The following is a 19,247-nucleotide window of genomic DNA, read 5'->3' as shown; positions in this document are numbered from 1 at the left end:
GATGAATGCAGGTGAATGAAGTGAAGCATGAAGTGAAACATGAGGTATTTCAGCATGAAGTATGGCAATCCTGTCTACGAATCTATAATGAGGAACTGGAGCTTTGGGTGTCCCTCTCGTTCGGTCCTCGAATTCTTCATGTCTCGCTGTTGAACAGAGCGAATATGCTGTTTCAGGACCCTGACCATCGGTACTTGAAGAGCGGAGATGCCTTTGCCATTTATGGCGGCCGAGATTTCAAAATGTATGGAGGACACCGCCTGTGGACGAGTCCGGAAATTTATCCGAGAACCTATTACCCCGACGATCAGCCTGTAAGATGGGAGCAGCGCGATCACCGCTACTGCTTTATTCCTCCTGTTGAAGAAGGCAATCAGGTGCAAAAGAAAATCCAGATTTCCCTGCAGGGGTCGGAGGTGCTTGTACACCATAGCGTTGAAAATCAGGGCGTGTGGGAGGTTGAATTGGCGGCCTGGTCGCTGACGATGCTGGCACCTGGAGGTGTGGCTGTTATCCCGCAGCCGAAGCGTTATGATGATTATCTCCCTACGCGTCGCCTGGTGGTATGGCCGTATACGAATCTGGGGGATGCCCGGGTAACGTGGGGAGAAGCCTATCTCGCGGTTCGTCAGGATCTGCAGGGCGATCCCTTCAAGATCGGTCTGAACCATACGGAGGGCTGGGCTGCCTATGTGTGGAAGGACCAGGTTTTTATCAAGGAGATTCCGTTTGAAGAAGGGGAAACCTATCCGGATGACAATGTGAATTTTGAGCTGTATACGAACCGAGATTTTCTGGAGCTGGAATCGTTAAGCCCACTTAGAAAACTTGCTCCCCAACAACGGATCTCGCATACTGAGAAATGGCGATTGGGCTCATCAGATGAGCTGAGTTCGCTGGCCTTGACGGACCCGATTGAATTAGCTGAACAATTGAAAACGAAATTTCAATGATAGCCGTCTAGATCCTGGTTGCATCTGCAATCGGGATCTTTTTCTGTTCAAATCGTTCCGAATATGAGATTTCATAAAATTTCCATATCTGCGCATACTAGCTTCCGATGAATCTATACGCCGTCTCGGTAACTTGCATGATCTGCCAGTCTTGCGTGAATTGCACTGCTTGTAAATTACGAGGGGCTGGCTCGCATAGCTTGGGAGGCAAGCAGTTCCAAGTAAGAACAAGCGAGTCCAAGCGAGGCTTGAAAGAAAGGGGGTCATGTCATGATCAAGAAACATCGTATATTTGGATTGCTGGTTCTGCTCATGCTCATGCTCCTAGTCTGTGATCTCCGCCTGGGATGGATACAATGGCGGGCGGAGCAATATGGGGGCAAGAATCTGATTGCACGATCCGTGATGCAGAGACAGCAGCGACTCGTCCTGGATGAAGGGAGGGCCCATTTTGTTGATCGACACGGCATACCTTTGACCGGGAAACGTCAACAGGGGCTGGCGATTTTCCCGGCGATGATTCATTCACCTGAACATGTGGCTTCCTTTCTGTCCCCGATTGTCAGGCAGTCCGCTTCATCTATTCAACAGCAGCTGGAGGCGGAGCAGGAGCCGTTTTTGTGGCCGGCATCACCTTTTAGGCGGGATACGCTTGCCTTGACGGAGACGCAGATCCAGTCACTCGATGCAGCGGCAATGCCAGGCATGGAGGTGGTTTCGTATACGCAGCGGTATATATCCCCTTACCTGGCCAGTCATCTCATCGGTCGAATGGCGCAGTATCCGGAGCGGATTGACAAGCGGTATACGCTGGAACTGGAACAGGGGAGATTGACACGGAACAGTCAAATCGGGGTGTCTGGACTGGAACTGCAATGGAATGAAGAGATGATTGGGGTAGGCAGTCACGCTCTCGTTCATTACCAGGATGGGCAGCAGAGACCTCTGGCAGGGCTGGGCAGCCGCATGGTGGGAGCGGCACATGAGCTGTATCCGCTGCGAGTGATGCTTACACTGGATAGTGCCCTTCAGTATAAACTGGAACAGACCATGGATGACTATATGAAAAGGCATCAGCTGGAGGTAGGGGCGGCCGTGTTGCTGGATGTGCAACATGGCGAGGTACGGGCGATGGTCAGCAGACCAATGCTCGATCCATATGCCGCGTTTCCGGACAAGACGGCGATGACGAATTATGCAGTCAAAGCCCTCGTTCCCGGGTCGATCTTCAAAACGGTTATCGCGGCCTATGCGCTGGAACACGGGTTATTGCATCCGAAGGAACAATTTGAATGCAGGGGGCATTACGGAAAATACGGACTGATGTGCTGGAAAAAAGAGGGTCATGGGAAGATCACGGCCCAGGAGGCTTTTGCCCAGTCCTGCAATGTGGCCTTTGCCCGAATAGCAGAGCGGATACAGGCAGAAGAGCTTCAGGCATGGAGTGAGCATCTCGGGTTATTGACCCCATATGGTATGCTTCCCGAAGAGGAGAAGGGGCGCATCTTTCTATCCCCGGTCTCATCGGGACAGATAGACGGGGGTGAGCTCGCGCAGGCTGCGATTGGTCAGCGAAATGTTCGAATCAGTCCTTTACAGGCAGCGAACTGGATTGTGACCCTTCTGAATGAAGGAAAGGTGATGAAACCGAGGGCCGTCACTTCCGTGCAGTTTCGGAATGAAACGGTGAAGCGCAAAATCGAGAAAGTCAAACTGGCTGATTCGGGTCTGTCAGCGAAAACGACCCGCATCCTGACGCGCTGGATGACAGCAGTGGTGGAGCAAGGGACGGGCAAAAGCCTTCGTCACGCTGACTGGGCATTGGCAGGTAAATCAGGTACAGCCGAGCTCGGGACAAACGGTGAGCAAGGGAGCCATGAATGGTTCATCGGATACGGCCCCGTTCCTCGCCCCCGGTATGCGCTGGCTGTGGTGGTACGCGACGAACAGTCCAATTTGACCCATCACGGGACCGCGTTGTTTGGTCAATTGTTCAACGCATTGGCGGCGTACGATCAACCTGATGCAGGGCGTCCGTAGATCCCAGTGCATCCAGATCGGCACATCCCACGCCAAACATGGCCGCCCGCAACTCGAATTCCAGTTGCTGCATCAGCAGGTGCAACGGTTCCTCGCCTTCCACGGCGGCTGGCAGCAGCGTACGTCCAAATCCGACCAGATGACCGCCCAGCGCCATGGCCTTGGCTGCATCGAGCCCATTTTTCATGCCACCGCTTGCAATCCGTACCGCATGTGGGGCGTATGATCGCATTTGCTCCAGACATACGGCGGTTGGGATTCCCCACTCTGCGAACGTCTGGGCGGCTGCTCGTCTGACCGGGTCCTGCAGACGATATTTTTCTACCTGAATCCACGAAGTTCCGCCAGCTCCGGCGACATCAACAAAGGCAACCCCCGCCTCTATCAGCTTTTGTGCCAGTTTACCGTTAATGCCGAAGCCTACTTCTTTAACTCCGACCGGAAAAGGAAGGGCTCGGCAGAGCTGCTCGATCTTGGATAACAGTCCTTCGAAATTGACATCTCCTTCTGGCTGAAAAATTTCCTGCAGGCTGTTCAGATGGAGGACGAGTCCGTCGGCTTCTATCGCTTCAACCGCTTGCTGACAAGCTTCTACGCCGTATCCTTCGTTGAGCTGAACCGCACCCAGATTGGTCAAGATCGGCACATCCGGTGCGACATCCCTTACTCGAAAGCTGTCCATCAGTTCCGGGTGTTCAATGGCGGCACGGACGGAGCCGACCCCAAATGCCCATCCTCTCTCCTGAGCGGCCTTCGCCAGCTTGCGGTTGATCCGCGTAGCCTCATCCGTTCCACCTGTCATGGAACTGACCAGATAGGGCACCTTTAGTGCTTTCCCGAGAAAGCTGCTACGGGTGGAGATCGCGTGAAAATGGATCTCCGGCAACGCTTCATGCTGAAAGTGGTATTGGTCGAAGCCGTTTGTCTGGTTCAGCCCTTCTACTTCTTCTTCCAAACAAATTTGGATATGATCTTGCTTGCGTTTTGAAATGGACGTCATTTACTCACCTGCTTTGTATGAATATACGAAGTTATCCTTTGTCTAGTTGAATCATGCGCTCAGCCACAAGCTGTCCGGACAGCGTGACAATCGGTGTGCCGCCGCCAGGATGGGTAGTCCCTCCAGCAAACCAGATGTTCGAGATGTCTCTGGAGCGGTTTGCCGGTCGGAAAAAAGCCTGCCTGGCGCCATTGGAGGAGATACCGTAAATCGAACCCAGATGTGCATAGGTGTCTTGTGCCAGCTGTTCCGGGGTATAGGTGATGCGTACTTCGCTGTCTGTGATGCCCTGCAACCCATAATGGGCTAGTTTCTCCAGGATCATGCCTGCATATGATTCACGAAGGGAGTCCCAGTGAATCGAGGACGGAGAACGCAGGGCCGGTGCATTGACGAGAATGAACAAGCGACTCTGCGCACCATATGGCGAGTCTGGTGGCTCATCCTGGAAAGTTTCATTCCGGCATACATAGATCGCCGGGTCCTGCACGGGCGTGCGCGTTTCAAACAAATCGACGAATTCCTGCGGATAATCAGCCGGAAAAAACACATTGTGATGCAACAATTGCGGATACACACGCGGGAGACCGGCCAAAATGACAAATCCGGACAAGGAAGGCTCATAGGTCTTCAGCTTCCGGTCCGGCATGCTCGGTCGATGCTCCGGAGCAAGCAATCGTGCATAGCTGGTCAAGAGATCTCCGTTGCAAATGATCTGATCGGCAGGAAAGAAGCCGGCGCTCGTTTCTACGCCTGTTGCCTGCTGGTTCTGAATCCGAATCTGATGCGCTTCTGTACGGGTATGGATGACAACGCCCAATTCCTGTGCCAGTCTAGTAAAAGCTTGCACAATCGCATAAGTCCCACCTTTCACTCCGTAGATGCCGCCATCAGTCTCCAGCGCCGGAAGCATGGCAAAGACAGCAGGAGTTTGGAAGGGGGAAGACCCGGTATAGGTTGCATAGCGGCCCAGCATGGCCAGCGTATTCGGGTGTGAGAAGTGTTCGCCCAGCAATGACTGATAGGTCTTCAACGGATGAATGGAGGCAAAGGCGCGCAGCAGGGACGGACGCAGCTTGTCCTTCCAGCTGAGCATCAGCGTATGGAGAAACTGTTTGCCGGAAATATCGAGCATGTCCCTGGCCTTGCTCTGGAAAGCAGGATACCGGGCGGCGTCCTCTGCTGAATACGCTGCGATCTGCTCTTGCATGCGGTCAGTATCTGACACCAGATCTACCTGGTGCCCATCTGCAAACCGGTTGCGGGCGAGCGGGGAGAGAGGAACAAATGCCACATAGTCTTCGATCCGTCTGCCGGCCTGTTCGAACACTTGTTGAAAGGCATTCAGCATGGTGATGGTGCTGGGTCCACGGTCAAAGACATAAGCACCCTCATAAACCCGCTGCAGTTTGCCACCAAGCTGCGCTTCCTTTTCTAGCACGGTGACCTGGTAGCCTGCTGCCGCCAGGCGAATGGAGGCAGACAGCCCACCCAATCCGCCGCCGATTACAATGATCTGTCTGTTTGATTTACTCGATTGATGTGCGCCATTCAATGATAGACCCTTCCTTTCCACGTATAGCCTTTTCCGGATTTGGCTTTGAGCCAGGAGGACAAGCCGATGGCACAGACAAGCACGACAGAGACAGGCAGGAAGCAGGAGACGATCCAGGGAATGCTATTTCGCCTGTCAATGATTGCTTTTATGAAAATACCCAGCAGCACATTAAGGGCGGCCAGTATGCCCGCTTGCCAGTGACCGGTTGCGAGGCTGCAGAGCATGACCACCGGGGACAGTACGTACAGCCAACTGTAGCCAATCATCATGGCAGCCAGCAGGAAGCTGTTTCCGCCGAATAAGAGGTACATGTTTTTCTGATAGCCCATCCATACTTCATGAAAAGACGTATACATGCGCATCGAGCAGATGGAGGTCAGATCAGCCAGCAGCACGGAATGTCCACCCTGTTTCACCCGTCGTGCCAAGTCCATGTCATCGACTAGAGAAGAAGCGATGGCCTCATGTCCACCGATATGATCGTACACGTCACGGTGAAAAAACATAAAACCGCCGTGTGCGGCAACAAATTTCGGGTCCGAACTCCCTCTGACGAGCTTTAGTGGCAGGTGACAGAGGATGGAAAACATCATGAAAGGGACCACAAGCCGCTCTGCCCATGTCCGTGTGACCTGCTTTGGAAATCCGGTTATCAGTCCGATTTGTTGCTGCTCGGCTGCCAGCAGAGCCCGCGCTACTGCATCGTTCTCCAGTCTGGCATCGGCGTCCAGGAACAGGAGATAGCGACCCCGCGCTTGCTTGCTCAACTGATGACAGGCATATACTTTCCCGGCCCATCCTCTAGGGCGAGGGCGGCCAGACAGAACTTGCAGCCGCGATTCCTCTCGCTTCAGCTGTTCGAGAATGGCCGGAGTCTGATCTTCGGACTGGTCATCCAGCACGATGATCTCGATGTTGCGGTAATGCTGATGCTGCACGGCCTGGATGCATGCGGCGATGTTGCGCGCTTCATTACGCGCCGGAATCAAGACCGATATGAGAGGTGGATCGGTGTGCCACTCATCGGAATGCATGCGGGGATGAGGCAGTCTGTGACCGCGAAAAACAAACAGGTTCCATAGAACGAAAGCAAGCTGCATGCCGAGAACGAGCATGGTGCCGAGCAGTAAAAAGGTCAGCCACATATTCAGCCACCTGCCTTATGCTTGGCGGTTGCCTGTCGTCCGGTCACGGGACGTTTGCCGAACAGTGGATAGAACCCCGGCCGTGAGTCTGCTCGCGCATGAGCGATAACAAGGCTGCGATGGGCATCCAGCTGCTTCTCCATGTGGACCTCCATCCGTTTCGTCCATTCCCGCCGATCCAGCTGCTTCCAATCCGCTGGCAGCGCATCCCCGAGCCACAACGATGCCTCGTTCTTCTGATGCATGGTCAGGGAATAATAAAGGGTCACCGGGACTACGGGAGCCTCAGTGACCTGTTTCGCCAAATAGGCCGCTCCACTGAAAAACGTCAGTGGACGGGCCTCCTGATGATAGATATCGCCTTGTGGGAACAGCCACACACTCGCGCCCTGTTCGAGCAGCTCCTGACTGTACCTGAGCGAGGCCATCATCGATTTGGGATTTGATTTGTTAATGGAGAACGCCCCCAACTTGCGGAAGAAAGCATACTTTCGCAGCTGTTCTTCTTCCATCATCATATAGTGGGAACGGCTGGAAGCCAGCCTTGCTGCATAGTAGACGATCAGGCCATCCCACCAGCTACTGTGGTTCATCATATAGAGCGTTCCTTTTGATGTATCGCGCTGCATGGCTGAGGGAGGGGACACCGTTGCCGAAACATTCCCGTCCGGTTCTCCGATTCCATCATCATAAAAGTCTCCTTTGACCTCCAAACGATGGAAATGACGCTTTAACAGGGAATGCTTCATATACAAGTCAAACAATCGTTCAAACCACTTTTGTTTGTTTGCGGTGAGCATGTGATCCCCTCCATTTCTCTCTCCACTCGACGATGGCGATCCAGCCGGCAGCAGCGAGCAGAAGCAAAGGCATGCCATGCTTGGCACACAGTACGCCGAACATGATAAGCAGGCCCTGATAGGTGCGTACGAGTGGTGTAGGAGAATCTTTCCAATCGGGGATCGGGAGTAAGAGCAGCAGCACAAACGCCGTCACATACCAAGCAGCGAAATTTTGAAAGGGAACGTCATACATCGCCCACTGATCCGGTGCCCACTGCCAAAATTGCATCGCATGAGCGGCAGGATCAAGGACTAGATCAAGCGCAACGGCATATAGCGCGGCGATGGCCGCACGCTTGGGACGAGACCAGGCAATTGGGGTAAAGGATCGTGCCATCAGCAGGATCGCAATCCAGGCGCATGCGATAGCCAGCGGTACCCCGAACAAGGAGAGTCCCAAGACGGATGTATAGTGATAATCGCCAAAGGGAAACCCGGTTTCGGTACCGATCCATTCCAGCAGGAAGGTGGACAGAAAAATGACAAGGGACGTCGTATACAAAGCTGTGCGCTGTTCCCTGGCGATTCGTTTATGGTATTGCGTCAAGACATGCAAGGTCAGAAAGATTAAAAAGAGTCCGTTGGAAAAAGAGAGGAACGAGGGAACATGGTAAAAGCTCATCAGCAAAAGGCCAACGAGATACCAAAACCAGTACAGCTTGCTGATCATGAGCTGGAAGCCAGCTCCTTCATCCCGTCCAGTTTGTTTTGATGCTGGTACTTTTTACGGATGCTGTGCAGCATCAGCATCTTTCTGGCCTTGCCAACGACGGCTCTCTTATGGAAAACATCATATCGGTTGTCCTGAACGACATCCAGAATGGCCTGGTAGTAGCGGGCCGCCAATTCCACACAGAAGGCGCTTTGTCCCGGATACGTATGAAGCCTGCTCAATCCTTGCGCCAGCCAGTCATTGGAAAGCTGCATCAGAGACTCGATGGTCGCAGTAAAGGATTCGTTGATCGTCTTGCTCTGCAAGTCTGCTTCCGTATAGCCGTGCTCCTGCATCAGTTGAAGCGGGATATATCTTCGGCCCCTCGCCATGTCCTCGCCCACGTCACGGATAATATTGGTAATCTGCATCGCTTTGCCAAGCGCTATACCGGCTTCGATATCGGCTTGATGGGGTTGCTGATGCAAAACGGGCATAAGCATTTCACCGACGGTACCTGCCACGAGGTAGCAGTATTCTTCCAGCTCCTCGATTGTATCATAGTGCGTTTTGACATAGTCCATACGTTGTCCCTTCATCTGACGGTAAAAGGGCGCTCTCTCAGCTCGCGGGAAGGTCTGGAACAGCCAGCGCAGGGCAGGCCATATGAAATGTCCCTTCGTATCCTGCAAGTGATCCAGGCCGCGTTCCAGTTGCTCCAGCGTAAACGGGGATGTCTCGGGCTCATCGACCGCGTCGTCAATGAGCCGGCAAAAAGCATAGATCACATAGACCGCATTCTTCTGGGTTTCTGGCAAAAAGCTGAAGGCTCGATGAAAAGTAGACGATCCGCGCTTTATAAATTGCTCGCATTGTTCAAAGATGGCTTCCATTCGTTCCACTCCTTCATTAAGTGATCGACTAGCAAACTCGCTCCCTGCATCACAATTGGGATGCCTCCTCCTGGATGGATCGAGGCGCCTACACTGTAAAGGCCTTTCACGTCAAACGGCACAATCTGCGGTCGAAACACTCCGGACTGTGTCAAGGTTGGCGCAATGCCAAAGCTCCCTCCGGCATAGCAACCGTCAGCTGAAGCATCGGCAGGTGTCCGAATCTTCATCCACTCCAGGTTTTCCTGGAGGCCCGGGAATGCTTTCTCTTCGGCAAGCGCAAGCACTTGTCTGGCAATGCGCGGACCTTCCTTCGTCCAGTCCATGCCGAGATCGGCTGGAACCGGAACAAGCATATACAGGACGCTCTTGCCTTCCGGAGCTGCCTCAGGGTCCAGTTCCACCGGCGAGAAGGAATAGAATGACGGCTCTTCGGGAATCTTGCCCTTGACGAAAATATCATCCATATTGCCCTCAAAAGAAGGCGGCAGGAAAAACTGATGCGGGGTCTGATGATGCCAGCGTTTGGACACGCCTGCATAGATCAGCACACAGCCTGAGGAAGGCCGGTATGGCTTGGGCGGTTTGGCCGCAGCCAGTTCCTTAGGCAGCAACTCGCTGATTCCAGGAAAATCGCCATTGAACACGATCGTATCATGCTCGACATATCGATTCTCACTCCAAAAGCCCTTGCAGTGCTTTCCTTCTACATGCAACTTTGTCACTTTGGTGTTGTATTCAATCGTGACGCCCCTGGATTCCAGCTCTTCTATAAGTTTCGGAACGAGCGATGCATATCCGCCCTTTACATACCAGATTCCGTGTGCATATTCACTGTACGGAATGAGGGAATACAGGGCTGGTGAACGATAGGGGTCTCCGCCAATGTACAGGGTTTGCAAGGAAAAGGCATCAATCAGTCTGTGATCGGTAAAATATTCAGCGGCAAAGGAACGGGTGTCCTTGTACGCTTTCAGCTTCCAGAGCTTCAACAGATTGGACAAGTTCCAAAAATCTCGCTGCTTCAGAAACGGCTTGTCGAGAAAGGCTTTCTTACCCATGTTGAAGCGGACGTGCATGTCTTTGAGGTAAGCGAGAAAACCGTCTACCTCATCAGGAAACAAACGCTCTAGCTCACGAATTTGTTGCGATAGCTCATTGTATTTGTGAAGCACGGTTCCGTCACCATAATGGATTTTGTACATCGGGTCACAACTGAGAAGTTCCAATTTCTCGGAGGGGAACCCGCCAGCCTCGAGAATCTCCCGTAACATATTCGGCAGCAATACAATGGTCGGCCCTTGGTCAATGCGGTAGCCTGCATGCTCTTCAAATGCCAATCGGCCTCCTGCTGAGGCATGCTGCTCGTACATCGTAACCGAGATGCCTTTCTTGCTTAGCAGCAGGGCCGTTGTCAGACCGCCGATGCCCGTGCCGATAATCCCTACCTGACTCATCCGCTCACCCCCAGGAAACGGCTTTTACGCTGATCTTGCTTCTGAATGAGATCCGTGCTGATCTTGGCGGATTCCATGATGGTAGGAAGACCGCTTCCCGGATGCGTGCCTCCGCCGACCAGCCAGCAATTCTCGACTTCCTCGAACTGGTTTCTCGGACGAAGATACATCATTTGATCCAGCGTGTGTGCCATGTTGAAGGTTGCTCCCTTATATACAAAGATGTCTTGCTGCCAATCGAGCGGTGTCAACATTTTCTCAACCTCAATATCCTGTCTGAGATTTCGAAGCTCCGGTTCCTGCTCCAGTCGATTCAACACCTGTTCACGAACCGCTTCCTTTTGCTGCTCCCAATCGATGTTTCCATCGAGATTCGGACACGGCATCAGCACATAGAGGGAGGACTTCCCTTTCGGAGCCAGCGTAGGGTCCAGTCGCGACGGATTGTGTACATAGATGGAAGGATCGTCGGACAGGGTCTGTGTGCGGACGATTTCATCCACATTCTTTTTGTAGTCGGAAGAGAACAGGATGGTGTGATGGTTCATCTCAATCTCTCGATTGACACCGAGGTAGAGCATGAAGGTAGAGCAGGACCATTTTTTCTGTTCCAGTTTTTCCGGGGTGTACTTTCGGATAACACCAGGCGCAAACAGCTGGGTCATGGCTGTGCCGAAATCGGCATTGATCACGACATGATCCGCTTCTGTTTCTTCCCCTGACTCCAGAATCAGCCCCGTGGCTTTTCCGTTCGTCACCTTGACCTGCTTGACTCCTTCAGCCAAATGGACAGTGCCGCCATTTTCCTCGATGACGGAGGCCATCGCCTTGCAAATCTGATTCACCCCGCCGATCGGATGCATCAGTCCATAGCGATGTTCGAGATAAGACAGAATGGTGAAGGTTCCCGGACATTCCCAGGGGGACATGCCTAGATATTTCGCTTGAAAGGTAAAGGCATGAATGAGTCTCTCATCCGAGAAATAGGAAGACAGACGCTGATAGACGGTGTCCCACGCATGCAGGCGTGGCAAAGCCTTGAACACATTCAGGTTCACATAGTCGGTGATAGAGGTAAAAGGTTGCTGAAGCAGCTTCTCTACGCGATCATATTTCTTTCCTTCGTTCTTCATAAAGGACAGATAGCCTTTTCCATTTCCCGGAAAAAGGTCTTCGATTAAGTCTACCATTTCTTCCCGGTCTAATGTGGGAGAAAAAGACATTTCGCCGAATTTTAATGTATAAAGCGGATCTAACGGCAGCCATTTCACATAATCTTCGAGCTGACGACCAGCCAGGGTAAACAATTCTTCCAGCAAATGCGGCATCATCAAAAAGGTAGGACCGAGATCGAACGCATACTCTCCCAATTCCATTCTGGAGGTTCGGCCTCCGAGGAACGGTTGCTTTTCATAGACATGCACCTCATATTGCTGAGCAGAGAGCAGCATCCCTGCGGCAAGTCCGCCCGGGCCTGCGCCGATAATGACGGCTTTTTTTGGCGTGGACTTCGTTGACTTCGTTGCTTGCTTTGATTTCGCAGCGCTCATGGACTCTGTAGACTTCATTGACTTCTTTGACTCCGTTGACTTCGTAGACATCGTAGACTCCGTTGACTTCGTAGACATGAGAGGAATTCACCCCTTTTTCCAGTTTGTATAATTAAATTATAACTTTTGTACAAGGATTGTACAACAGAAAAAACGGTGAATATTTGTGGAAATCGCGTCAAGGGGTGAGGAGCAGGGATGTGGGGTGGGCTGTTTCATCGGTTTGCCTGGCCTGGACATGCACATTCAGCATGGTCTGGAGTGCGGTAAAGGCGGCTTTTTGATTGTGAAGCAAGCGAATATTGGCCCGGATGGCCGCACGTGCGGAAGGAGATTGAATGAGGATTTCAATTTGCCGCAGCAATTGTTCAGGATGTCTGGAGAGCCATGCACAGCCCCGTTCTACAAAATAGTGGGCGTTCTCCTCTTCTTGCCCCGGCAGCGGTCGATACAGCACCATCGGGAGCGTCTGGGACATCGCTTCAGCGGTCGTCAGTCCACCGGCCTTGGTGATAATAAAATCGGAAATGGCCATCAACTCATGAATATGTTCGACATACCCTGTACAAGTGATGGCAGGCTGATGGTGAAACCGCTTGCGGCATTGCTTCCACAGCTTCTGATTACGCCCGCATACGATAATGATCTGCACATCGTACTCCCGGATGATCTGCCCGATTAGTGCAAGCATATCATCACCCATCATGCCGTAACCGCCGCCCATCCAGAGCAGGGTCGTCCGTTCAGGCTGACAGGCGTGCTTGCGTGCCAGTTCCATGCGGTCATATTGTTGCAGAAAGGAAGGCTTCACAGGAATGCCGGCGGCCGTAATCTGCCGAGGCTCGAGGCCGGACCGAATCATGTCTGAACGAATATCGGTCGATGCCACGATGTAATGGTCGGTGCAGGCATGCAGCCAGTAGGTGTGACAGGTATGATCGGTGATGATGGTGAAAACGGGCTGATCGATCAGTTGATTCTGCTTTAGTCGTGAGACCGTTGCGGCGGCGAGGGGGAAGGTACAGACGATCAGATCGGGCTCGAGGGCATCTATGAGATCTTTGATTTTGTGGGAGGACATCAGGGAGAAGGGTTCAAATATTCGACTCCAGCGGCTTTCGTTTCGGGTTCGTTCATACAAAAAGGTATAGAGGCGGGGACAGGTTCGGATCAGACGCAGGAACAAGGTTTTGCAAAGGGCATGCAGTCTGGGGGAAAAAAGCTGGAGGATGTCCACGATTTGCACCTGGGCATGATGGGAAAAGGAAGCGGTTGCGGTTTGCTGAAGTGCCTGAGCAGCCTGGGTATGTCCATCTCCCCAATCTCCGGTCAGAACCAGAATATTCGCCCGTCTCGCCTTCATTTCTGTTCGCTCCTTTTCCTGTGGGTAACGTCGTCTGTTCTTGTTTTTTCCAATCCAGTCCGAATGTATGCGCGCATGGGTCCGGTTCTGTGATAAAATGGACACGAAACGGGAGAAGGAGGATACAGTCATGGAATATCGCGTATTTGGCAAGACGGGATACAAGGTGTCCGCGCTCGGTTTTGGTGCGATGAACCTGCCCGGCGTGCCACTGGAACAGGCAAGAGAAACGTTGAATTATGCGTTAGATCAAGGAATTAACTATATCGATACAGCTGCTGCCTATAAAAATAGTGAAGAGATTATTGGCGCTTGCATTTCGCATCGCAGATCGGAATATTTCCTGGCTACCAAGACCGCGAAGCGGGACTACGAGGGCGCGAAGGAAGAAATAGAGCGCAGCCTGAGTCGTTTGCAGACCGACTATGTGGATCTGCTGCAAATTCATTATGTGAATTATCCGGCTGAAATGAAAGAGATTATGAGTGAAGATGGTGCATACAGAGCGGCGATGGAGCTGAAGGCACAGGGTAAAATTCGCTATATTGGATTGACGGGACACCGGCCAGAGATGCTGGCAAAGTGGATCGACAAAGGGGATTTTGATCAGGTGCTTTTTCATTTGAGTCTGCCCCAGCCTTTTGCGGCGGATGATTTGATTCCGTCGGCTAATCGGTGGAACATGGGAAAAACCGCGATGAAGCCTTTATCGGGCGGGTTTGTTCAACCTGTTGACAAGGCGCTGCGCTATCCGGTCAGTCAGGATATTCATACGCTTATTTCCGGCATGGTATCCGTGCAGGAGGTAGACGAGAATCTGAGGGCGCTGGAGGCGGTGATAGAGCCTCAGGAACAACAGGAGCTGGCGCAGTTGGCTGCTGACATGGGCAGTCATGATTGCAGACGCTGCAATTATTGCAGTTGTCCATTGGAAATATCCATTCCGGATGTGATGATTTCCAGTGTGATTCGCAGCAAGTTTGGCCTGTTGCCAAAAGGGGAGGCCTTTTACGAGAAACATAAAGAAAAGCTGACTTCGTGTGCAGATTATGATCCTTGCAAAGAGCAGCCATTGTGCGAGCCGAAATGTCCCTATCAGTTGCCGATGCAGCGGGTCATTCAGGAAACGGCAAGCACGCTGTAATCGATCGGCCCCCACAAACAAGAACCCGCTCAGAGAAAAGAATCTCAGGCGGGTTCTTTCGATTTCGCTTGTTGATGTGTTTGATAGATTTGATAGAATTGCATCAGGACAAGCCCATAGATGAAGTGGGCGAGCATCCACCAAAACCAGGCAGATGCATCTTGAATGGCAGGGGTGCGATCAGACAGCACGGTGGACGGGAACAGCAGAAGGCCAATGACCATTGCCGTACCGACTATCCACGCTTTGGCGACCTGCATCGACCGGAACAGACGAGGATAGAGCGTCCATATGACGCCTGTCAGTACGACAGAGACGATGAGATGAAGCACCCATTCGATCCACAGAATGCCTACGGTTTGACGCAGAACGGGTATATAATCCACATTCATCAGCAAGGTGAAGACCGAATCGCCTGATAGTCTCTGCGCGATGTACAGTACACTGCCCAAAAGCAGTCCGCTGATCGTACCGACTGTCAGAATCTGAACGAGCCATGATCGTCTGTCCATTGGCTGCCTCCTTTACGTCCACGCTTCCGCCCATTGCTGGATGGATTGCACGACGTCCTTCAACGCACGTCCTTTTGCGGTCAGTTGATATTCAATGCGAACCGGGGTTTCCGGGTATACGTTACGGACGACAATATCCAGTTGTTCGAGCTCTTTCATTCGTTCGGTCAGGATGCGGTCACTCATCTCCGGAATCTGTTCCTTGATTTCCTTGAAGCGCTTGGGTCCCGACATCAGGACACGCAGGATGAGGCACGTCCATTTTTTTCCCAATATATCGATGGCTGAGTAGTAACGAGGACACATGCAGGTGTAATCCATGTATATATCCCTCCAGGTTGTGTTGGCGATGACCTCTATATACTAACATATTGTTAAATACTTGACAAAAGTAAGTGTTAGGGAAGTTCCGTTTATGCAAAAATCTCCAATCCGGGCCGGGCGCAGATTGGAGATTTTGCGAATAAACGTATTAGTTTAACAGCGTATGCTGATCTTCATCGCTCATTTGCTGGAATATCTCATTCATCGCCTGGAGTTCTTGCATTTTCTCATATTCCGAGAGTGTGTGGTTCTCCAGGATGTTCTGGGAGATGGTTTTGTAGGAATGAGCGTTGACGCCGGAGTCCTGCAGCAGCACCCGGTAAAAATCTTTGCTGTTCATGGCTTATCCTCCTGACACGGTATGGCGGCAAAAAATTGCTTTTTTTATACGTATCAGTATCGGTTTCGTCACGCTGATTTATTCCTGATTGCGCAATTTTGCTCACATTGTATACTATCCTGCGATCTCGGTTGAGTCCTGATTTAATAAGGTGATACAATCAATCCAAGTTGAAAAATGTAAACCTTTTCAGTAATATCGTTTACCGTATTTTTTGCAGATTGGCTGTAGAATATAGGGAAGCGGGGAAGGTTGACAGCACACTCTATGAACAATTCAGATTGAGGAGGATGTTTCCAATGGCAAAGGTAACGATTTGGAATGAGTATTTACATGAATTGAAGGACGAAGAGGTAAAGGCGGTATATCCGGAGGGCATTCATGTGGCGCTGGCGGAAGGCCTGAAGCAGGATGGCAGAGAGATTGGCACAGCCACACTGGCGGAGCCGGAGCATGGCTTGACACAAGAAGTGCTGGATCAGACCGATGTCTTGATCTGGTGGGGACATATGGGTCATGATCAGGTGGAAGACGAGATTGTGAATCGGGTTCATCAGCGTGTGCTGGATGGCATGGGACTGATTGTGTTGCATTCAGGACATTGTGCGAAGATCTTCAACAAGCTCATGGGTACGCAAACGTGCCGCTTGAAATGGAGAGAGGCGGGCGAGAAGGAACGTCTGTGGGTGGTAGACCCGACGCATCCGATTACAGAAGGCATCTCCGAATACATTGAACTGGAGCAGGAAGAAATGTATGGAGAGCATTTTGATGTTCCTACACCGGACGAATTGATCTTTATTTCCTGGTTTACGGGCGGAGAGGTATTCCGCAGCGGACTTACCTACAAGCGGGGAAAAGGGAAGATCTTTTATTTCCGTCCTGGACACGAGACTTATCCAACGTACTACAACAAAGAGGTGCTGAAAGTCATCTCCAATGCCATCGAATGGGCGAAGCCACTTGAAGCGCGCGAGCTTATCTACGGCAATACTGAACCGCTGGAGAAGCTGTAAGCCCAACGGTGACAAGAAACATTGCCAAGAAACAGTGCCGAGCAGGAAGAGACAGGAGGGAAGATCAGAGATGTCTACTAAAATCAGGTTTGGCGTGATTGGTCTTGGAGGCATGGCGAATCATCATATCCGGTTGCTGTCCGAGCTGGATCATGCAGAGGTAACGGCCATTTGCGATGTGAATGCGGAGTTGCTGGCTGAAACAGGTGCCAAGCTCTCCATCCCTTCCGAACAGCAATTTACAGAGGTGGAAGGGCTAATTGCCAGTGAGCAGGTGGATGCGGTCATATCCATTACGCCCAACAAGTTTCATGCGCCCGTCATATCCCTCTGCATCGCTCATCAGAAGCCGATCATGACGGAAAAGCCGTTTACGGTTACGTTTGAGGAAGCGGTGGCCCTGAAGGAGCAGTATGACCAAAATCCCATTGTATGCATGGTTGGATTTTCCTACCGTTATGTCGCTGCCTTTCGCTATGCAAAGGCGTTGCTGGAGCAGGGCAAGCTGGGAACGATTCGTCATATTCAGGTGGAGTATCTGCAGCAGTGGGGCGCGCCGATGTTCAACACCCCGCACACGTGGCGGTTTAGCGAGGAATGGTCGGGTTCAGGGGCATTAGGGGATCTCGGTGCTCATATGATAGATTGTGCCCGCTATTTTGTCGGGGAGTTTACGTCAGTACAAGGATTAATGTCTACCTTTATCCCAGAACGCAGGGATGTGAAATCCGGCTCAATGCGCGCGGTAGACGTCGATGATTATGTCAGCTTCCACGGGGAATTGGAAGGCGAAGTAGTGGGTCATTTCATGACGACCCGCAACGCGTTCGGTTATGGCAACCACCAGCAGGTCACCTTGTACGGGGATGAAGGCACGATCCAGGTCAATTGCGAGCGTCCGGATGAATTGCGTATTTGTCTGCCGAGAGACGCTGAAAACGCCTGGGAGAGCCAGTTTGAAACCTGGTCAGTGCCTGAATCTTATCGGATGAACCAGTTGGAGGATTTTATCGGCATGATTCAGGAAGGGGAGCGCAAGGACGCGCCTCAGTTCATGGATGGGTTTATCAATCAGCGACTTTTGGATGCGATTATTCAGTCTTCCAGAGAGGGCAGACGGCATGTGCTAGACTGATCATGTACTCCGAGTAGTGACCTGAAAAGTTCGACAGGAATGGGAGGAAGGCGATTGAAAAGAGATCATAGAGAGCAGCAGCAGGTTCGAATCGGATTGGTAGGCGCGAGCTGGTTTGCCGATCTATGGTATCTTCCTGTTCTGCAGCAGCATCCGGATGTCGAGATTGCTGCGATCTGCAGTCGAAACGGTGAGAATGCAGTCAAGATGGCTGAAAAATACCAGATTCCAAACACGTATCGTTCTTATCAGGATATGCTGGCCGCAGAGGAGCTGGACGGTGTCTGTATCGTGACGCCGAATCACCTTCACTTGCCGGTTACGTTGTATGCGGTAGACCGCGGTGTCCATGTGCTATGTGAGAAGCCACTGGCGCTCGATGGGCTTGAGGCTGAGCAAATGCTGCATCATGTAACGGAATCGGGCATGGTTCACGGGGTGAATTTTACATATCGGGAGCATCCCGGTATTCGAAAGATCAGGCATATGATCGAGCAGCAGGCCATCGGAACGTTTCTGTCCGGAAAGTTCGAGTATTCGGGTGACTATGGGCTGTCCGGCCCCCCTGGCTGGCGTGGAAGCGTGGAACAGGGCGGGATTGACGGTGTTTTGGCTGACCTGGGCTCGCATCTGATCGATTTTGTCCAGTATGCTGTGCAGCAGAAACTTACACACGTGCAGGCCAGCATGAAGTTTCTGCAAGAAGGCAAGCTGGTAGAGCTGCCAGAACGCACCAATCCGGATCAGGCGGCGGACTCCATCTTGTTCAGTGGAACGTTCGACAACGGCGCACATGCAGTATTTCAGACGAGCTGGATTTCGGCTCAGGGAAATCGCAATCAAACGATTGAAATGATGCTGCATGGCTCAGAAGGCAGTTTGCATTTGTTGACGAGCGAACTGGGTACGAAGCTGTGGTATGCACCGAATACAGGGATTCAGAAGAAATGGCAGCCCATTGACATTCCATCCCTGCCAGGGTGGAATGATGAGGCAGAACCGAGTGAACAGCGTTTTCGCCCATGGCGAATTTCAGAAAAAAATGAAATTTGGAAATGGGTAGATGCCATCCGGGATCATGCAGCCCATTCCGACTCCCCACATACGGATTCTGATGAGGCCGAAGCGGATCGTCCTACCTATGCAGATGGCGCCCAGGTTCAACGGGTAATGGACGCCATTATTCAATCCGCGATTGAAGGGAAGCGTGTGGAAGTACCGGTCAAGCCATTCATGAAAATTATACCGAGCTGAGATCTGCGCAAATGCACGGAATAGCCAGTAACAAATGGGAATGGGAGAGCGATTTATCGTTCTCCTTTT

Annotated in this window: 18 protein-coding genes; 6 read left to right on the top strand and 12 right to left on the bottom strand. The window is 51.9% G+C overall.

Translation table 11 applies throughout. The annotated features are described in order from the left end of the window. Positions 1-11 precede the first annotated feature (11 nt). Positions 12-953 carry a hypothetical protein gene (locus ACFSUC_RS02015; protein WP_379927761.1) on the top strand — a complete coding sequence of 314 codons (942 nt, stop codon included), beginning with the start codon at positions 12-14 and terminating at the stop codon, positions 951-953. A 270-nt stretch (positions 954-1,223) separates the two neighbouring features. Next, on the top strand, positions 1,224-2,993 hold the full coding sequence (locus ACFSUC_RS02010; protein ID WP_379927760.1) for a peptidoglycan D,D-transpeptidase FtsI family protein: 1,770 nt from the start codon (positions 1,224-1,226) through the stop codon (positions 2,991-2,993). On the opposite strand, the gene fni is transcribed toward ACFSUC_RS02010, so the two are convergent. The 9 genes from fni to ACFSUC_RS01965 all read right to left on the bottom strand — a co-directional run bounded on the left by fni (position 2,947) and on the right by ACFSUC_RS01965 (position 13,453). Then, positions 2,947-3,993 carry a type 2 isopentenyl-diphosphate Delta-isomerase gene (fni, locus tag ACFSUC_RS02005; protein WP_379927759.1) on the bottom strand — a complete coding sequence of 349 codons (1,047 nt, stop codon included), beginning with the start codon at positions 3,991-3,993 and terminating at the stop codon, positions 2,947-2,949. The two genes, ACFSUC_RS02010 and fni, sit on opposite strands and share 47 nt — an antisense overlap. A 31-nt stretch (positions 3,994-4,024) precedes the next feature. After that, positions 4,025-5,548 carry a phytoene desaturase family protein gene (locus ACFSUC_RS02000; protein WP_379927758.1) on the bottom strand — a complete coding sequence of 508 codons (1,524 nt, stop codon included), beginning with the start codon at positions 5,546-5,548 and terminating at the stop codon, positions 4,025-4,027. Beyond that, positions 5,545-6,696, bottom strand: a complete 1,152-nt coding sequence (locus tag ACFSUC_RS01995; RefSeq protein WP_379927757.1) for a glycosyltransferase — start codon at positions 6,694-6,696, stop codon at positions 5,545-5,547. Before ACFSUC_RS01995 ends, ACFSUC_RS02000 begins: the two co-directional genes overlap by 4 nt. A gap of 2 nt (positions 6,697-6,698) precedes the next feature. Continuing rightward, positions 6,699-7,496 carry a lysophospholipid acyltransferase family protein gene (locus ACFSUC_RS01990; protein WP_379927756.1) on the bottom strand — a complete coding sequence of 266 codons (798 nt, stop codon included), beginning with the start codon at positions 7,494-7,496 and terminating at the stop codon, positions 6,699-6,701. Continuing rightward, positions 7,465-8,208: a carotenoid biosynthesis protein gene (locus ACFSUC_RS01985; RefSeq protein WP_379927754.1), complete on the bottom strand. Its 744-nt coding sequence runs from the start codon at positions 8,206-8,208 to the stop codon at positions 7,465-7,467. The genes ACFSUC_RS01990 and ACFSUC_RS01985 overlap by 32 nt, the downstream gene beginning before the upstream one ends. Continuing rightward, positions 8,205-9,083 (bottom strand): phytoene/squalene synthase family protein, encoded by an 879-nt coding sequence (locus tag ACFSUC_RS01980; RefSeq protein WP_379927753.1) that lies wholly within the window; start codon positions 9,081-9,083, stop codon positions 8,205-8,207. Before ACFSUC_RS01980 ends, ACFSUC_RS01985 begins: the two co-directional genes overlap by 4 nt. Continuing rightward, on the bottom strand, positions 9,047-10,540 hold the full coding sequence (locus ACFSUC_RS01975; RefSeq protein WP_379927752.1) for a phytoene desaturase family protein: 1,494 nt from the start codon (positions 10,538-10,540) through the stop codon (positions 9,047-9,049). Before ACFSUC_RS01975 ends, ACFSUC_RS01980 begins: the two co-directional genes overlap by 37 nt. Further along, complete coding sequence (locus ACFSUC_RS01970; RefSeq protein ID WP_379927962.1) at positions 10,537-12,090, bottom strand: phytoene desaturase family protein; 1,554 nt, start codon at positions 12,088-12,090, stop codon at positions 10,537-10,539. The genes ACFSUC_RS01975 and ACFSUC_RS01970 overlap by 4 nt, the downstream gene beginning before the upstream one ends. A gap of 178 nt (positions 12,091-12,268) precedes the next feature. Further along, the gene (locus ACFSUC_RS01965) at positions 12,269-13,453 is read right to left on the bottom strand and encodes an MGDG synthase family glycosyltransferase (RefSeq protein ID WP_379927751.1); all 1,185 of its coding nucleotides are present in this window, start codon (positions 13,451-13,453) and stop codon (positions 12,269-12,271) included. Positions 13,454-13,583: 130 nt separating this feature from the next. Between ACFSUC_RS01965 and ACFSUC_RS01960 the strand changes: the two genes are divergently transcribed. Beyond that, the gene (locus ACFSUC_RS01960) at positions 13,584-14,597 is read left to right on the top strand and encodes an aldo/keto reductase (protein ID WP_379927750.1); all 1,014 of its coding nucleotides are present in this window, start codon (positions 13,584-13,586) and stop codon (positions 14,595-14,597) included. 44 nt (positions 14,598-14,641) lie between these two features. On the opposite strand, the gene ACFSUC_RS01955 is transcribed toward ACFSUC_RS01960, so the two are convergent. The 3 genes from ACFSUC_RS01955 to ACFSUC_RS01945 form a co-directional block, all read right to left on the bottom strand. After that, positions 14,642-15,109, bottom strand: a complete 468-nt coding sequence (locus ACFSUC_RS01955) for a hypothetical protein (protein WP_379927749.1) — start codon at positions 15,107-15,109, stop codon at positions 14,642-14,644. Positions 15,110-15,121: 12 nt separating this feature from the next. Continuing rightward, positions 15,122-15,430 carry a winged helix-turn-helix transcriptional regulator gene (locus tag ACFSUC_RS01950; protein ID WP_379927748.1) on the bottom strand — a complete coding sequence of 103 codons (309 nt, stop codon included), beginning with the start codon at positions 15,428-15,430 and terminating at the stop codon, positions 15,122-15,124. Positions 15,431-15,581: 151 nt separating this feature from the next. Then, positions 15,582-15,773 (bottom strand): hypothetical protein, encoded by a 192-nt coding sequence (locus ACFSUC_RS01945; protein WP_379927747.1) that lies wholly within the window; start codon positions 15,771-15,773, stop codon positions 15,582-15,584. A gap of 299 nt (positions 15,774-16,072) precedes the next feature. Here ACFSUC_RS01945 and ACFSUC_RS01940 point away from each other — a divergent pair, with 299 nt between their 5' ends. The 3 genes from ACFSUC_RS01940 (at position 16,073) to ACFSUC_RS01930 (ending at position 19,178) form a co-directional block, all read left to right on the top strand. Then, entirely contained in the window at positions 16,073-16,789 is a 717-nt protein-coding gene (locus ACFSUC_RS01940) for a ThuA domain-containing protein (protein WP_379927746.1), read from the top strand. A gap of 70 nt (positions 16,790-16,859) precedes the next feature. After that, positions 16,860-17,924: a Gfo/Idh/MocA family protein gene (locus tag ACFSUC_RS01935; RefSeq protein ID WP_379927745.1), complete on the top strand. Its 1,065-nt coding sequence runs from the start codon at positions 16,860-16,862 to the stop codon at positions 17,922-17,924. Between the two features lie 54 nt (positions 17,925-17,978). After that, on the top strand, positions 17,979-19,178 hold the full coding sequence (locus tag ACFSUC_RS01930) for a Gfo/Idh/MocA family protein (protein ID WP_379927744.1): 1,200 nt from the start codon (positions 17,979-17,981) through the stop codon (positions 19,176-19,178). The last annotated feature ends 69 nt before the right edge of the window (positions 19,179-19,247 follow it).

Source organism: Marinicrinis sediminis (assembly GCF_042685085.1).
Lineage (GTDB): Bacteria > Bacillota > Bacilli > Paenibacillales > KCTC-33676 > Marinicrinis > Marinicrinis sediminis.
This window is presented reverse-complemented; position numbering and strand designations above follow the sequence as displayed.

Coding starts and splice junctions, on each gene's coding strand:
- ACFSUC_RS01950 (WP_379927748.1), bottom strand. CDS start 15,430: ATGGATTACACCTGCATGTGTCCTCGTTACTACTCAGCCATCGATATA.
- ACFSUC_RS01975 (WP_379927752.1), bottom strand. CDS start 10,540: ATGAGTCAGGTAGGGATTATCGGCACGGGCATCGGCGGTCTGACAACG.
- ACFSUC_RS01935 (WP_379927745.1), top strand. CDS start 16,860: ATGTCTACTAAAATCAGGTTTGGCGTGATTGGTCTTGGAGGCATGGCG.
- ACFSUC_RS01970 (WP_379927962.1), bottom strand. CDS start 12,090: ATGAGCGCTGCGAAATCAAAGCAAGCAACGAAGTCAACGAAGTCCACG.
- fni (WP_379927759.1), bottom strand. CDS start 3,993: ATGACGTCCATTTCAAAACGCAAGCAAGATCATATCCAAATTTGTTTG.
- ACFSUC_RS01945 (WP_379927747.1), bottom strand. CDS start 15,773: ATGAACAGCAAAGATTTTTACCGGGTGCTGCTGCAGGACTCCGGCGTC.
- ACFSUC_RS01960 (WP_379927750.1), top strand. CDS start 13,584: ATGGAATATCGCGTATTTGGCAAGACGGGATACAAGGTGTCCGCGCTC.
- ACFSUC_RS01990 (WP_379927756.1), bottom strand. CDS start 7,496: ATGCTCACCGCAAACAAACAAAAGTGGTTTGAACGATTGTTTGACTTG.
- ACFSUC_RS01985 (WP_379927754.1), bottom strand. CDS start 8,208: ATGATCAGCAAGCTGTACTGGTTTTGGTATCTCGTTGGCCTTTTGCTG.
- ACFSUC_RS02010 (WP_379927760.1), top strand. CDS start 1,224: ATGATCAAGAAACATCGTATATTTGGATTGCTGGTTCTGCTCATGCTC.
- ACFSUC_RS01955 (WP_379927749.1), bottom strand. CDS start 15,109: ATGGACAGACGATCATGGCTCGTTCAGATTCTGACAGTCGGTACGATC.
- ACFSUC_RS01965 (WP_379927751.1), bottom strand. CDS start 13,453: ATGAAGGCGAGACGGGCGAATATTCTGGTTCTGACCGGAGATTGGGGA.
- ACFSUC_RS01940 (WP_379927746.1), top strand. CDS start 16,073: ATGGCAAAGGTAACGATTTGGAATGAGTATTTACATGAATTGAAGGAC.
- ACFSUC_RS01995 (WP_379927757.1), bottom strand. CDS start 6,696: ATGTGGCTGACCTTTTTACTGCTCGGCACCATGCTCGTTCTCGGCATG.
- ACFSUC_RS01980 (WP_379927753.1), bottom strand. CDS start 9,083: ATGGAAGCCATCTTTGAACAATGCGAGCAATTTATAAAGCGCGGATCG.